The sequence below is a fragment of the Phyllobacterium sp. K27 genome (genome assembly GCF_054796155.1).
This window is the reverse complement of record NZ_CM139240.1, coordinates 1,493,923-1,508,543: the sequence shown is the minus strand read 5'-3', so window position 1 is coordinate 1,508,543 and position 14,621 is coordinate 1,493,923. Positions and strand designations below refer to the sequence as shown.

Annotated in this window: 18 protein-coding genes; 11 read left to right on the top strand and 7 right to left on the bottom strand. The window is 51.4% G+C overall.

All coding sequences use genetic code 11. The features are described from left to right. The first annotated feature begins 14 nt into the window (after positions 1 to 14). Positions 15 to 1,532, top strand: a complete 1,518-nt coding sequence (locus ACYJL1_RS07315) for a helicase HerA domain-containing protein (protein ID WP_460897715.1) — start codon at positions 15 to 17, stop codon at positions 1,530 to 1,532. A gap of 1 nt (position 1,533) precedes the next feature. Here the strand turns inward: ACYJL1_RS07315 and ACYJL1_RS07310 are convergent, their stop codons facing one another. After that, a complete protein-coding gene (locus ACYJL1_RS07310; protein WP_460897714.1) occupies positions 1,534 to 2,235 on the bottom strand; it encodes an HAD family hydrolase in 702 nt (233 codons plus the stop codon). 153 nt (positions 2,236 to 2,388) lie between these two features. On the opposite strand from ACYJL1_RS07310, the gene ACYJL1_RS07305 reads away from it, so the two are divergent. The 3 genes from ACYJL1_RS07305 (at position 2,389) to ACYJL1_RS07295 (ending at position 4,618) form a co-directional block, all read left to right on the top strand. Beyond that, complete coding sequence (locus ACYJL1_RS07305; RefSeq protein WP_460897965.1) at positions 2,389 to 3,234, top strand: transglycosylase SLT domain-containing protein; 846 nt, start codon at positions 2,389 to 2,391, stop codon at positions 3,232 to 3,234. A 370-nt stretch (positions 3,235 to 3,604) separates the two neighbouring features. Continuing rightward, positions 3,605 to 3,820, top strand: a complete 216-nt coding sequence (locus ACYJL1_RS07300; RefSeq protein WP_008124224.1) for a cold-shock protein — start codon at positions 3,605 to 3,607, stop codon at positions 3,818 to 3,820. A gap of 369 nt (positions 3,821 to 4,189) precedes the next feature. Further along, complete coding sequence (locus tag ACYJL1_RS07295; protein WP_460897713.1) at positions 4,190 to 4,618, top strand: BA14K family protein; 429 nt, start codon at positions 4,190 to 4,192, stop codon at positions 4,616 to 4,618. Between the two features lie 43 nt (positions 4,619 to 4,661). Here ACYJL1_RS07295 and ACYJL1_RS07290 read toward each other — a convergent pair whose 3' ends face one another. From ACYJL1_RS07290 to ACYJL1_RS07280, 3 genes are all read right to left on the bottom strand, one after another. After that, the gene (locus tag ACYJL1_RS07290) at positions 4,662 to 5,306 is read right to left on the bottom strand and encodes an MBL fold metallo-hydrolase (protein ID WP_460897712.1); all 645 of its coding nucleotides are present in this window, start codon (positions 5,304 to 5,306) and stop codon (positions 4,662 to 4,664) included. A 108-nt stretch (positions 5,307 to 5,414) separates the two neighbouring features. After that, on the bottom strand, positions 5,415 to 5,726 hold the full coding sequence (locus tag ACYJL1_RS07285; protein ID WP_460897711.1) for a hypothetical protein: 312 nt from the start codon (positions 5,724 to 5,726) through the stop codon (positions 5,415 to 5,417). 137 nt (positions 5,727 to 5,863) lie between these two features. Then, a complete protein-coding gene (locus tag ACYJL1_RS07280) occupies positions 5,864 to 6,754 on the bottom strand; it encodes a branched-chain amino acid aminotransferase (protein ID WP_460897710.1) in 891 nt (296 codons plus the stop codon). A gap of 246 nt (positions 6,755 to 7,000) precedes the next feature. Here ACYJL1_RS07280 and ACYJL1_RS07275 point away from each other — a divergent pair, with 246 nt between their 5' ends. The 3 genes from ACYJL1_RS07275 to ACYJL1_RS07265 all read left to right on the top strand — a co-directional run bounded on the left by ACYJL1_RS07275 (position 7,001) and on the right by ACYJL1_RS07265 (position 9,718). Continuing rightward, positions 7,001 to 7,504: a MarR family winged helix-turn-helix transcriptional regulator gene (locus ACYJL1_RS07275; protein WP_460897709.1), complete on the top strand. Its 504-nt coding sequence runs from the start codon at positions 7,001 to 7,003 to the stop codon at positions 7,502 to 7,504. Positions 7,505 to 7,536: 32 nt separating this feature from the next. Next, the gene (locus ACYJL1_RS07270) at positions 7,537 to 8,265 is read left to right on the top strand and encodes a response regulator (protein WP_460897708.1); all 729 of its coding nucleotides are present in this window, start codon (positions 7,537 to 7,539) and stop codon (positions 8,263 to 8,265) included. Between the two features lie 157 nt (positions 8,266 to 8,422). After that, complete coding sequence (locus tag ACYJL1_RS07265; protein ID WP_460897964.1) at positions 8,423 to 9,718, top strand: sensor histidine kinase; 1,296 nt, start codon at positions 8,423 to 8,425, stop codon at positions 9,716 to 9,718. A 23-nt stretch (positions 9,719 to 9,741) separates the two neighbouring features. On the opposite strand, the gene ACYJL1_RS07260 is transcribed toward ACYJL1_RS07265, so the two are convergent. Beyond that, a complete protein-coding gene (locus ACYJL1_RS07260) occupies positions 9,742 to 10,077 on the bottom strand; it encodes a tRNA-binding protein (RefSeq protein ID WP_460897707.1) in 336 nt (111 codons plus the stop codon). A 45-nt stretch (positions 10,078 to 10,122) separates the two neighbouring features. Next, complete coding sequence (locus tag ACYJL1_RS07255) at positions 10,123 to 10,623, bottom strand: type III secretion system chaperone family protein (RefSeq protein ID WP_008124252.1); 501 nt, start codon at positions 10,621 to 10,623, stop codon at positions 10,123 to 10,125. A gap of 547 nt (positions 10,624 to 11,170) precedes the next feature. On the opposite strand from ACYJL1_RS07255, the gene ACYJL1_RS07250 reads away from it, so the two are divergent. Next, complete coding sequence (locus ACYJL1_RS07250; RefSeq protein ID WP_460897706.1) at positions 11,171 to 11,344, top strand: hypothetical protein; 174 nt, start codon at positions 11,171 to 11,173, stop codon at positions 11,342 to 11,344. Positions 11,345 to 11,364: 20 nt separating this feature from the next. On the opposite strand, the gene ACYJL1_RS07245 is transcribed toward ACYJL1_RS07250, so the two are convergent. After that, a complete protein-coding gene (locus tag ACYJL1_RS07245) occupies positions 11,365 to 11,661 on the bottom strand; it encodes an accessory factor UbiK family protein (protein WP_460897705.1) in 297 nt (98 codons plus the stop codon). 169 nt (positions 11,662 to 11,830) lie between these two features. Between ACYJL1_RS07245 and lgt the strand changes: the two genes are divergently transcribed. From lgt to pgeF, 3 genes are read left to right on the top strand one after another with little or no spacing between them, the layout of a single operon-like run. Next, positions 11,831 to 12,682 (top strand): prolipoprotein diacylglyceryl transferase, encoded by an 852-nt coding sequence (lgt, locus tag ACYJL1_RS07240; RefSeq protein ID WP_460897704.1) that lies wholly within the window; start codon positions 11,831 to 11,833, stop codon positions 12,680 to 12,682. Beyond that, a complete protein-coding gene (locus ACYJL1_RS07235) occupies positions 12,679 to 13,773 on the top strand; it encodes a class I SAM-dependent methyltransferase (RefSeq protein ID WP_460897703.1) in 1,095 nt (364 codons plus the stop codon). Before lgt ends, ACYJL1_RS07235 begins: the two co-directional genes overlap by 4 nt. Positions 13,774 to 13,833: 60 nt before the next feature. Next, entirely contained in the window at positions 13,834 to 14,619 is a 786-nt protein-coding gene (gene pgeF, locus ACYJL1_RS07230) for a peptidoglycan editing factor PgeF (RefSeq protein ID WP_460897963.1), read from the top strand. Positions 14,620 to 14,621 lie beyond the last annotated feature (2 nt).

The following is a 14,621-nucleotide window of genomic DNA, read 5'->3' as shown; positions in this document are numbered from 1 at the left end:
AGTTTGGAGAAACGATGAAGGTCGATATCGACATGGGAGCGGCGCCAGCAAGCGCAAAGGCCATGCTCGACCTGGAAGAGCTTTTGGCCACCCGCTTGCTCGTTCAGGGCAATTCGGGCTCAGGAAAGTCTCATCTTCTACGCCGACTTCTTGAACAAAGCGCGCAATGGGTTCAGCAATGCGTCATTGATCCCGAAGGTGACTTTGTCACACTTGCTGACAAATACGGACATGTGGTCGTTGACGGCGCTCGCACGGAGAACGAGTTGACACGGATTGCTGCCCGCATCCGACAGCATCGCGTATCAGTTGTTCTCGATCTCGAAGGTCTGGATGTCGAACAGCAAATGCGATGTGCAGCCGCGTTTCTTGGTGGATTGTTCGATGCAGAACGGGACTATTGGTATCCGATGCTGGTTGTCGTGGACGAGGCACAGCTTTTTGCCCCTGCCGTAGCCGGAGAGGTTTCGGACGAAGCCCGCAAACTTTCGCTTGGTGCGATGACAAATCTCATGTGCCGCGGCCGCAAACGGGGCCTTGCCGGTGTGATTGCAACCCAGCGACTGGCGAAGCTGGCAAAGAATGTGGCAGCGGAAGCTTCCAATTTTTTGATGGGGCGCACATTTCTTGATATTGATATGGCACGTGCCGCAGATTTGCTGGGCATGGAGCGTCGTCAGGCAGAGCAGTTCCGCGATCTGGCTCGTGGCCATTTTATCGCGCTCGGTCCTGCCTTGTCACGCCGACCGCTGCCAGTGACCATCGGAGCTGTCGAGACATCAGCTCGCTCTTCCAGCCCCAAGTTAACTCCTCTTCCCCAACCAGGTGACGATGCACGCGATCTTATCTTCACACCAGCTCCAGAAGAGCGTCGCACAATCTCGCGCAAAACACCTACGCCGCCTACTCCTACCCCGACAGCGGATATCCTCAACCAGTTGACCCAAGCCAAAGCTATGGTAGAGGCCGAATCATCCGCGCCAACATTGTTTCCTGAAATCGACGAGGCTGAACGTAATAGCCTTATCGAAGCAATCATGTATGAGATGCTTAACGATCCCGATGCCTCTTTTCGTGCAGACGCCGTACTGTATCAAGATTTTCTCGTCCGTTGCCGTATTCGCCGCGTTCCGGGTGATCAGCTATCGCTGCCCACGTTTCGACGCAAATTGGCAGTTGCTCGGGCTGGAATTGACAGGGAGACTGCCCAAGGCGAGCCCTGGCAACAGGCGTTGGAGCTTTCAAAAAGCTTGCCCGATGACGTACAGGGCGTTTTCTTTATCGTGGCTCAGGCGGCTGTTACAGCCAGCCCCTGCCCCTCAGATGCTACGATAGCGCGCGCTTATGGCACACATTCAACGCGGCGTGCGCGACGACTGCTTACCTATTTCGAAGAACAGGGATTGGTGGTTGTGCGCACTGATTTTACCGGTAACCGCATTGTGGCGTTCCCGGATCTTGGATGTGAAACAGCATCGGGCGATCCCAATGGGCCAGACGAAGCGGCCCACGAGCAGTTTGCTGCTGAATAGGTCAGCCAATCTCTTCAAGAAGTGGAGTAAGCTGCCCGAGATGGTCTATCTTACGAAATCTCGGACTTTTTAGCGGAGCTTCCACATGCTCCAATGCCCAAGTGAGTTCATGAGGAACGAATATGCCCCATGCACCTGCTTCGATAGCCGGAACAATGTCGGATTTGAGTGAATTGCCGATCATCAAAGCCCGCTCAGCACCATTTCCATGTCGGCTGAAAACACGCTCATACGTGCCTGTGTCTTTATTACTGACAATTTCGATTGCATCGAAGAAATCCCCGAGACCTGACTGCGCCAGCTTGCGTTCCTGATCGAAAAGGTCACCCTTGGTGACCAGCACAAGCTTGTAACGTCCAGTTAATTGCTCGAGCGTATCCGCAACGTGGGGGAGCGTTTCGACGGGATGTCGCAGCATTTCACGTCCCGCATCAAGGATTTGGGCGATCACCTTTGCGGGTACCCTGCCCTCAGTTACTTCAACTGCCGTCTCTACCAATGAAAGAGTGAAGCCCTTGATCCCAAATCCATAGGATTCCAAATTGCGTTTCTCTACCTCAAGCAGCCTTTGGGATAAATCAGCAATATCGGCATAGGGTGCCAATAAATTGGCAAAGTGCTTTTCAGATGAACGAAAGAACTGCTCATTCTCCCAGAGCGTATCATCAGCGTCAAAACCAATCGTTGTAATGGAAAGTGGCATCGCATTGCTCTTTAATCTGGGTGGCTAAGTATGGCCGTCCGGCAGTGACAGAATCGTAAACCAGTACCTTTTATCAAAAATATAGGCATGCTTAATGCTCAATACTGCTCTCTCAGTTGAAAGGCCACTGTGACCCGTTGCAAATCGACTATCATGCTTGCGGCAGGCAGCATTTTGGCCACCTTCAATGCATTGGCCGCAGATAACCCGACTGTATCGGCTCCAGCTGCAGCGCCGACGCCAAGTGTCACCCAAATTTGTGCGGCCATCGCAACCCATGCGGATGGCCATGGAGTTCCTCGCAACTTCTTTGCCAAGCTGATATGGAAAGAGAGCCGATTTGACGTGTCAGCAACAAGCCCCGTCGGAGCACAAGGGATCGCACAGTTCATGCCCGGAACGGCAAAAGAGCGCAGCCTAGCCGATCCTTATGATTTTTCGCAGGCGCTCCCGGCCTCGGCCAAACTATTGAAAGATCTGCGAAAAGCCTTTGGAAACTGGGGGTTGGCGGCCGCTGCCTACAATGCCGGGCCCACAAGGGTCTCCCGCTGGATATCCACTGGAGGCTTCCTTCCCTTGGAAACCGAAGAATATGTGCTCGACATCACTGGAATGTCGGCAGGCGATTTTTCGACCGGCACCGAAATTAAGAATACTCCACTTAACAATAAACTCAACTTTGACTCTGCTTGCAGACAGCTTCCAATCGTACGGTTCGCGACAGTCCCGATGGCGCGGATCAAACCAAAGCCTTGGGGAATTCAGATTGCTGGCAATTTCAGGCAATCTGCAGCGGTGCGTCAGATGCAACGATTGAAGCGAAGCTTTCCCGCTGTCCTCGAAAAGCATGAAGCAATCATCAGCCGCACTCGTTCAGCTATGGGTAGGCGCGGAATTTACGTTGTCCGTATCGGTGCCGATAGCCGGTTAGAGGCTAATCAAATCTGTGCACGGCTACAAAGTGCTGGCGGCGCCTGCATTGTTACGCGTAATCGTTAACACTAGTTTTCCGTGCAACATGCATAGGTTTGCAACATACATATTATGACCTATTTTCTACATGCCCTCCTCATGAGGGCAACGCATTTTTACCTATTGCCTCAAGTGGTAGAAAAACTTTTGCTTGCCAAAAAAGACTTATTCTAGCAGTCTCAAAGCGTTCGGGCATCTATGAACACTGGAAGACTGGAAGAACGGCGCGCCGGAACCGCAAGAATACCGGGTCGGGAGTAATCCCGGCAATGATCGGCTCCTTTCCTGAATTCGAGAATTGCCTGCATGACCTCCGTCGGAAGTAAGCACAGAAGACGGCACTACCAATCCCGCAAACCCGGAGGGGAACGCGGTAATTTTGAAAAAGGAACTGAGCATGGCACAGACCGGTACGGTCAAATTCTTCAACAGCGAAAAAGGTTTTGGCTTTATCAAGCCGGATGACGGAGCAGCAGATATTTTCGTTCACATCTCTGCGGTTCAGGCGTCCGGACTTACAGATCTTGCAGACAATCAGAAAGTTTCTTTCGATACAGAGCCAGATCGCCGCGGCAAGGGCCCGAAGGCAGTAAATATCTCGATTACAGAATAGGTTTTGTGATCACACTGCCCCTTTTAGAGCTCGTCCATAGGGCGAGCTCCGTAGGCTATGTTTATATTAGACTAGTTGAAATCTCCGGCACGAACGGGGGCTTCAATCTTAATTGCGGAATTTGAACCCACTTTATCAGATTGGGTTCGAGTACTTTTATCTTGCCTTGGAATTGCTGAAATCATGTGTCCTGTTCCCCGTCCGGAACAATGTTGACTAGACCAGCAAGGAACAAACAGCCTCGGCCACCGTTCAGCCTGCATTCATTCTGAGATAGTTAAAACAACGTTATGGTTAGCGGTCCGAAGGGTCGTAACCCAAAATAATCAAGCGGCGTAGAAAATCGCCAAGATGCTTCAAGGAGGCACAATGAATAAGGGTATGAAAATTGCCATTCTTGCAACTGCCGTAGCTGCGACCGTTATTGCACCACTGTCATCAGCATCGGCCGACCATCGTTGGCGTCATCATGATCGCGGCTATCGTCATCACCATCGTGGCGGCGGAGACGCACTGGCTGCCGGTGCTATTGGCCTCGCAGCGGGTGCGCTAATTGGTGGTGCCCTTGCTCAACCGCGTGAGCCCGAAGTAATTTATCGCGACTATGATGACCGCCCCGTATACAGGGCTCCAGTTCGAGTTTACCGCCAGGTCGAAGCACCACGCTATTATGGGTCAGCCCAGCCTTGGACCCGTGCTTGGTACCGCTATTGTACGGACCGCTATCGGTCGTTCAATCCGGAAACAGGAACATTCCGTGGCTATGACGGACGTGACCATTTTTGTAATGCCAATTAAACCTTCAATGAAAAAACCGCCGGCCATTCCGGCGGTTTTCTATTTATTCGTTCAAGAATGGGTTGGTACGACGCTCGTCGCCAAATCTTCCACCTGGACCGTGACCACAGATAAACCCGACATCGTCCCCCAGAGGGAGAAGTTTTGTAGTAATCGCATTAATCAACGTAGCGTGATCACCGCCGGGCAGATCAGTCCGCCCGACCGAGCCATTAAAAAGCACATCTCCGACGTGAGCAAACCTTGCCACTTTGTTGTAATAGACAACGTGCCCCGGAGCATGCCCTGGACAATGCAGGACTTCAAATACATGGTTTCCAAACGATACGATTTCGCCGTCGCTCAACCAGCGATCCGGAGTGCAATTGCGCACGTTTCCTGAGATACGGTACTGGAGAGCTATTTCTTCCAAACTTTCCAAAAGAAACCGGTCGGCCTCGTGTGGTCCAATAATGTCAACGGCCAGCGCTTCTTTCATATCCATCGCACCAGCGGCGTGATCAATATGACCATGGGTTAACCAGATTGCCTCAATCACGATTCCGTTCGATTGAATAGCGTGAAGTATCTGATCATTGTCGCCACCCGGGTCAATAAGCACACCTCGCTTGTCATCACTGTCGAAAAGAATAGTGCAATTTTGTTGAAAGGCCGTAACGGGAATAATACCGGCCTGCAATTGTCCCATAATCTCTAAATCCTGTTGGTCGAACGGGAGAGAACCTAATGTAATATCAAACCAAATGAAAAGGGCGGTCTAAATGACCGCCCCCAATAAATCTTCATTTAACAATGATCAGGTCTTGGCCATTGAGTTCTTTATGGCCCCCGCAATTGCGGTCAGGATAATGCCACCAATACCACCACCTGCAATCTGACTGACAATAGCACCGACATCGAATCCTGAAGAGGCAACCGCATCTGCAACAACTGCTGCGCCACCTGCACCCAGATATTGAGTTAGATAACCGCCAATCAATCCGCCAACACCACCTGCAACAGTATTACCGGTTGTACCAAGGCTTAGATTTTTAAGAAGACCGCCGACAATATTACCGCCGACACCACCAGAGATAAGCTGGATAACGATAGGAAGAAGCGCTTCCATAATGGACACCCCGTCAACGTTTCAACGCCAGACTCATGCCTGACATACATCATGATGACTAAGTTTTAAGCAATGTCAAACAGCCTGATACATCGATGGAGTTGTATCAGGCTTGTAACGTTGACCGAGAGTCGCGGTTATTCTGCCGCGACTTTCTTCGGCGTTACTTCTGCAGCGTAATCATTCATCAAGTTAATAACGATTTCGCCTACCGTGAATTTATAAGAACCGATCTCAGATACAGGCGTAACTTCAGCAGCCGTTCCTGTCAGGAAACATTGCTCAAAATCCGCCATCTCTTCAGGCATGATTACCCGTTCAACAATGTCGTAACCTCTGCGCTTGGCAAGATCGATAACTGTACGCCGCGTGATCCCGTCCAGGAAGCAATCGGGCGTTGGCGTATGGATCGCTCCATCCTTTACGAAGAAGATATTGGCGCCGGTTGCCTCAGCTACCTGCCCGCGCCAATCCAGCATCAACGCATCCGCATAACCCTTAGCTTCTGCGGCATGCTTCGAGATCGTGCAAATCATGTAAAGACCAGCGGCCTTCGATTTAGAAGGAGCAGTCTTCGGATCCGGGCGGCGATATTCGGCCATATCGAGCCTGATACCTTTCAACTTCTGCGCTGGATCAAAGTAGCTCGGCCATTGCCAGATTGCGATCGCAACGTTGATTTTATTAGCCTGCGCTGAAACGCCCATGGACTCGCTTCCACGCCATGCAATTGGACGCACATAGGCATCTTGAAAGCCCTGCTTTGCTAACAGCTTACGACAGGCATCATTAAGTTCATCGACCGAGTAAGGAATCGTAAAGCCAAGAATTCGCGCGGATTCATGCAGCCGTTCCGTATGCTCATTCAGCTTGAAAATCTCGCCACCATAAGCCCGCTCGCCTTCGAAAACAGAACTCGCATAGTGGAGGCCATGGGTAAGCACATGAACCTTTGCATCTGCCCAGCGAACGAGTTCGCCGTTCATCCAGATATAACCTTCAAGCTGATCGAATGGAGCGGATGCCATGTTTTCCTCCAGGCCTTATCCTGATGCTTTTGCGGGTTTTGTTTTTCGCCAACTGGTCCCGATTTCCAATTGGTGTACCATTGCCCTTCGGCACCAATAGGCGTTTCTGTTACGGAAAGTTTCCGGAAACACGTATTGGCTTTTCGATTCATTCAAAATGCGGCCAACAGCTTGCCAAAAATTATCAGCAGTCTAAAATTAAGTCAACAACACTGACGTAATCTTTTCCAAGCCTGGGGACCCTGCATGAAAACTTATACACCAGATGAGCATATCGAGACAGCCCTGACCGAAAAACACGCCAAAGAACTCGACATTATCGAGCTGTTTTTCTTTGCTTATCGCGACTTCACGGCTGATCCGGATATGATACTGGAAAAGCTGACCTTCGGTCGAGCGCACCACCGAGTCCTTTATTTTGTCAATCGAAAGCCAGGCATGACTGTTGCGGAACTGCTGGACGTTCTAAAGATCACCAAGCAAAGCTTGGCGCGTGTCCTCAAGCAACTCATCGATACGGGCCACATCGTACAGATTCAAGGACCACGTGATCGACGGCAACGCGAACTCTATCCGACGCATCAAGGACGTCAATTGGCACTTGAATTGGCGGCACCGCAATCACGCCGCATTGCCAATGCATTGGAACAGCTTGATCCAAGCAACCGGGCGGTGATTGAGCATTTTCTCAAAGCCATGGTAAATTCCGCACAGTGGCAACAGATCGACAGCCTGCCGAAGTCAGGATAGATATAGATTTCCACTTGGTAATGAGGGGATGCATGACACAAGACACAGAAACAGTACCGGTTGGTAGCGATCTTGCGCTATCGGATGATGCTCCACATTTGCTGATCGTTGATGACGACACCAGAATTCGAAATCTGCTGTCCCAATACCTGACAGGCAGCGGCTTTCGCATTACGGTAGCGGCCAATGCTGACGAAGCAAGGCGAAAGCTTGCCGGCATAGATTATGACCTGCTCATCCTCGATGTCATGATGCCGGGCGAAAGCGGGATCGCTTTGACGCAAGCGCTCCGTCAGGAAAAAAATGTTCCGATCCTCATGCTTACTGCTCTTTCGGAAACGGACAGCCGTATTACGGGCCTTGAGGCAGGCGCTGACGATTATTTGCCCAAACCATTTGATCCGCGTGAGCTGATACTTCGTATCAACAATATTCTGCGGCGTGGCGCTCCGGCTACCCAGGCGAAAATCGAGCAAATTGTATTCGGCCCTTATACATTTGTCATAGCCAAGCGCGAGTTAAAGCGTTCTGGAGATTTGATTCGCCTCACCGATCGTGAACAAGACATCATGGCGATTTTTGCTGCCCGCGCGGGCGAAACTGTTCCGCGCCATGAATTGACCGGACAGGAAGGCGATGTGGGTGAGCGGACAATCGACGTTCAGATAAATCGCTTACGTCGCAAGATCGAGAACGATCCTGCCAATCCCGTTTGGTTGCAGACAGTACGCGGCGTTGGCTATAAGTTGAGCGTAGAATAACAAACACACGAAGCAGGAAGCGCAAGCGGATATCGATGTAATGGCAACCCCGGACGCCGCAAATCGCGCATTGGCCGTGAAGAAACGCCATTGGCGGCGCAGGCGTAGTACATTGCTTGGTCCTTGGCGAAAGTTGACGCGATGGCTAGCCCGCTGGATGCCTAAAAGGCTCTATGCCCGCTCGTTGATCATTATCATTGCACCAATGGTGCTGTTGCAATCACTAATTGCGTTCGTGTTTATGGAGCGCCATTGGCAGACAGTAACCCAGCGACTCTCAACGGCCGTAGTGCGCGATATTTCCGGCATCATCGATCTCATGGACACTTTTCCTCAAGATCCCGGCTATGAAAACCTGATTCGCATTTCGCGTGAACGGTTGGCGCTCAACATATCAATTCTGCCTCCCGATCCGCTCCCCGCACCTGGCCCCAAACCGTTCTTTTCAATTCTCGACAATATCTTGGGTGAAGAAATCACCAAGCAGATCAATCGCCCTTTCTGGATCGACACGATTGGAGATTCGGATCTCGTAGAGATTCGCATACAGCTCGAAGACAAGGTTCTGCGCGTCTTTGCTCGCCGCAGTCAGGCTTATGCCTCCAACACTCTTATATTCCTTGTATGGATGGCTGGCTCGGCGCTCGTCCTACTGGCAATTGCGATCCTGTTCCTGCGCAATCAGATCAAGCCAATTCAGCAGCTGGCCGCTGCAGCTGACAGTTTTGGTAAAGGGCGCGCGCCACCTCCGAACTTCAAGCCGCGAGGTGCCGAAGAAGTGAGGCGTGCCGGTGCAGCCTTTATTGTCATGCGTGAACGCATCGAGCGGCAGATCGAGCAGCGTACAACAATGCTCAACGGCGTCAGTCATGACCTGCGGACAATTTTGACGCGGTTTAAGCTCCAATTGGCTCTTGCAAGTAACAGAGTGGATACGAAAGCCATGGAACAGGACATCGACGACATGCAGTCGATGCTTGAAGGCTATCTTTCATTCGCGCGCGGTGAAGCTGATGAGGAAACCGGTAACTTCAATCTTGAACGCCTGTTCGCCAAGCTGAAAGACGAAGGCGTCCTGCTTGGGCGGGGATTTACCTCCACCATTCGCGGACGGCCGGAAATCCATGTCAGACCCAACGCGTTTTCGCGGTTGATCTCCAATCTCGTCTCCAACTCCTTCCGCTATTCTAATAACGTATCTGTCGCAGCAGATCATCGCGATGGTTGGCTGATACTGACTATCGATGATGATGGACCGGGTATCCCCAAAGAAATGCGTGATGAGGTCTTCAAACCTTTCTTCAGACTTGATCAGGCGCGCAACCAGGACGCAGGCGGCACTGGTCTAGGACTTGCAATCGCGCTGGACATTGCCCGTAGCCATGGCGGTGACATTACGCTTGAAGACAGCCCTAAAAACGGCTTGCGTGCAATTGTCAAAGTTCCGGCCTGAAACTATCATTCCAGACGTTACTCTTAAAACAATTTGCCGCCGTTCGGGACCTTATGGCTCACAGCTGCAAGCACAACTTCTCCGGCGTCATCGGGAAAACCAAGTGTAAGCACCTCTGACATGAAAGGACCAATCTGGCGCGGCGGAAAATTGACCACTGCCAGAACCTGCTTTCCCTTCAGCTCTTCTAACGTGTGCCGATTGGTGATTTGCGCTGAAGACTTTCTGATGCCGATCTCCGGACCGAAATCAATCCGTAGTTTGAAAGCAGGCTTACGAGCTTCCGGGAAGATTTCCGCTTCAATAATAGTGCCAACGCGGATATCGACTTTTTCGAAATCATCAAAACCAATAGTCATGATCTCTCAACTCCACAGCCACTTACTCCTGAATTAATAGATGAATCAGGCTGAACCAACTGTCTCGAACAAGATACTATCGAGAGACTCCCGCGCTGTTGAGCCGGACCAGACGACGAACTGGAAAGCCTGAAAATAGGTTTCGCATGCATCAAGCGCACTTGAGAGCAGCACTTCAACCTGCTTACTGGTAGGCTCGGCACCGCCGGAGAGAAGCAAGGACTGGCGATACATCACTGCCCCCTCTTGTCTCCAGAGATCAAAATGCCCCATCAGGAGTTGTTCATTTACCAATGAGAGGAGCCGCATCACTTCATTGATGCGAGGCTCGCTGACCGCAATGTCGAAAGCGCAAGCCAGATGCAGAGCTTCGAAGTCCTCCATCCATGAAAAGGATATCTGGTAATCAGTCCAGCTACCCTCGACCGTAATCGCAATCTCATCTTCACCGGTGCGCTCAAATGCCCATTCATTTGCATGGGCAACGTGTTCGATCACATCTACAGGATGTAAGTCACGCGCAATCTCTAGTTCCAGAAGGCTCATTGCCACTACCTGCTAAATCGAATCTCGTATAACGCTGCGGAAGATACAGCGCACCCAAACCAAGCACACCAAATGTATGCTGCATGTCGACGTGGAAGCACGCTGAATGCAGCAACATCTTTTTAAACTCGCCAGCGGGCAGAACACACCAACCGGATTGCGGCCATGAACTTATGACCGCAGCATGATCGTTGAAACGAATCATGCAGTAATTTCAGTGTATTGATGCTGAGTCACAGCGCCAGTCCCCTTTTGGCCAATTGATGAGAATGGGTGTGGACAGAAGTTAGGAAAAAGATTCACTTGGTCGCTTTAACTGACTCTAAGGAAACAGTTTTCGGCGATTTCCGCCTGTTGATAAATACTTAAGATTTATTTGGGGATAGCGGTTCGCAGCAAGGGAAAAGGGGCAAAGCAGGTCTATCAACGGAGCCAAATGGACTAAAGCATTCGATAACTTCGTCATACAGCCGATATCAAAACCTCTTAGCTTGTTAATTCCAACGCAACTCGCAAGAGTTTGGAACGGTCAAACAGGAGAAATAGCATGTCCGATGCAACTGAACCGACAGTCAAAGCAGTGCAAAAAAACGATGAGGGCAACTGGTATTACGTCATCACTATGGATGGAGTAGAGGGATCCAAGGTCGGCCCTTACGATACGGAAGAAGAGGCAATTGCTGCTGGCCAAACCAGCCTAGCCGACGACGACATTGCTTGAATAACTTCAACCAGAAAGCTTCAGGCCTTCTTGGTACGCGATGAAGCAGGCTTTGCAGATTCGTCCTTCTTGCCAACCAGCGCCTCCAATGCCTCGATACGAGCTTGGAGGGCTGTATTTTCCGCCCGCGCCCGGATTGCCATTTCGCGCACTGCTTCAAAATCCTCGCGCTGGACGACATCCATCGTGTTGAGCAAACGCTCCGCCTGACCGCGAAATGCAGTCTCAACCTCGCGGCGCACCCCTTGGGCAGCACCAGCAGCATCCGTTACGAGCTTTGCCAGTTCATCGAGAACGCGATTTGATCCATTGGTCATGGCACTTACCTTTCTGATTTCCCCATTCAAATAATGGCCGCTTGTAACGATTGCAAGCAAGTTGGCGCCAAGTCTGCATGCACAAATGTTACCGCAAATGCGGCTTGACGCCTATCACGCCCTCGCGCATGGTCCCGCAAAATCGAGAAAACCAAGACGGAGTGTCCTTGTGAGCGAGCTACTTGTACCGACTTTTGCTGCGATAGCTTTTCCTGAAATCGATCCAGTGATTTTTTCGATCGGCCCTATTGCAGTGCATTGGTATGGCCTTGGCTATGTGGTTGGTATTCTTTTTGCCTGGTGGTACGCTAAAAAGCTTATCAGCAAGCCACGGCTTTGGGCGAACAACACACCGCCCATGAAACCCATTGATCTGGACGATTTCGTCCTTTGGGCCGCACTTGGCGTGGTTCTGGGCGGGCGCATTGGTTATATTCTTTTCTACGATTTCGCAAAATACCTCAGTAACCCGCTAGATGTGTTCAAGGTTTGGGAAGGTGGAATGTCCTTTCATGGCGGCATGCTCGGCACGGCGCTGGCAATGGTGCTTTTCGCCCGCTCACGGAAAATCAATATATCCAGCATGCTTGATACGGTAGCTGCCGGCGTGCCCGTCGGCCTCGGCCTCGTGCGCGTGGCGAATTTTATCAACAGTGAGTTGTGGGGTCGTGAGACTGACGTATCATGGGGAATGGTTTTTCCAAACGGAGGACCTATAGTGCGTCATCCAAGCCAGCTTTATGAAGCCGCACTTGAGGGTCTTCTGCTTTTTGCGGTGCTTGCAGTACTGATTTTCTATGGCCGCAAACTGAAGAGTCCCCGCTTCATCTCCGGCACATTTGTGGCGCTCTATGGTTTGTCGCGTATTTTTGTTGAGTTTTTCAGGGAGCCGGATGCCCAGCTCGGCTATCTCTTTGGCGGCTGGCTGACGATGGGCATGGTGCTGTCAATCCCAATGGTCGTTATTGGTCTGGCGTTTATCGTGTCCGCGCGCAATCCCGAGGTGAAAACGCAACGATGAATCTCAAGCAGTGTATCATCCGCCAGATCGAGGCTACAGGTCCGATCAGCGTAGCAGAATATATGGCGCTGTGCCTTTTCGACCAGGATGGTGGCTACTACACAACACAGGAACCCTTCGGCAGAAGTGGCGATTTTATCACCGCCCCCGAGGTCAGCCAAATGTTTGGCGAACTTATTGGTGTATGGTGTGTTGGAGCATGGCAAGCACTGGGATCACCTGAACATTTCATTCTTTGCGAAATGGGCCCCGGTCGCGGCACGCTCATGAGCGATCTTCTGCGTACCGCCGGAAAGATCTCGCCAGCCTTTATGAAGGCAGCCAAGGTGACAATGGTCGAGCTCAGTGAGCGTTTGACCAAAATCCAACAAGACACGCTGGCAAAACGCCCTCTCGACATCAGTTGGCGTAAAACCATGTCCGAAATCCCGGCAGGCCCGCTTATCCTTATTGCCAACGAGCTTTTCGATGCCATTCCATCACGGCAATATGTCAAGTCGAATGGGCATTTTGTCGAGAGGATGGTTTCTACTGACAGTGACGGCAATCTGCTTTTTGTTGCAGGCTCTGGCTTGATCGAAAAAGACTTGCTACCCGGCGACAGTGATGCCGCGCCAGACGGCAGCATTTTCGAAATTTCTACCGCTCGCAATGCACTCATGCATCAGATCGCTGACCATATTCATCGAGAACGCGGGGCCGCACTCATTTTTGACTATGGGCACTTGCAGCAAGGCTATGGCGACACTCTGCAAGCGTTGAGCCAGCACGCGCCGATCAACTCTCTGAGCACACCGGGTGCGGCTGACATAACAACCCATGTCGACTTCTACAGCCTCGCGCAAACTGCTCGTGCTGAAGGATGTAAAACCAGCGCAATGACCCAAGGCGATTTTCTGATCGCCATGGGATTGCTGGACCGCGCCGGTGCTTTAGGGCAAGGCAAGTCTGGGGAAATTCAGGACCAACTGCATATTGATGTTGAACGTCTCGCCGGGCCCAACGAGATGGGAACCTTATTTAAGGTCCTATGTGTAACGGACCTGGCCACCCACACATTTCCTTTCAGACAAAATGAAACGGCTGATTGACTTCGTCTTAGAGCTAAATCACCATCCGCAGCCTTTGGGAGAAAACAGTCAGGCATGAACATACACGATAAACCAGCTCCATTGCGTTCATCCTTGCTGGGCTCGCCCGAGCAAAATCGAATCGATCATGGATTCTTCACTCGGAAAGGCGGAGTTTCGGATGGTATATATCGGGGCCTGAATGTGGGTAGCGGTTCCAACGATGATCAAGTCAATGTCACGGAAAACCGTCGGCGCGTTGCAGAAACTTTAGGTGCGCCACTTTCGCACCTTGTGACGGTGCATCAGGTGCATTCACCCGACGTCATCACCGTTACCGCGCCCCTCACCGGCGACCGGCCCAAGGCCGACGCTATGGTAACCGCAATGCCTGGTATAGTAATCGGCACACTGTCTGCCGATTGCGGTCCAATTCTTTTCGCTGATCCGGAAGCCGGCGTCATTGGCGCCGCTCATGCTGGTTGGCGCGGCGCCATTGGCGGTATACTTGGCAATACGGTTGAGGCAATGACCAAGCTTGGTGCGAAACGCGATCGCATCCAAGCTGTTCTGGGACCAACCATCGGTCCCGGCAACTACGAAGTAGGGCGTGATTTCTATAACCACTTCATCACAACGGACCCGTCATTTGGCAGATTCTTTCGCGAATCCGCCAATGAGAACCACAAGATGTTCGACCTCTGGACGTTTATCATCACGCAACTCCAACGCGCAGGCGTGAATGCGTCATCTCTTGAACTGTGCACTTACGCCGACGAAGATCTGTTCTTTTCCTATCGGCGCACCACCCACCGCAACGAACCCGATTATGGTCGCCAGATATCGGCCATTACAATTACGGAGTAGCA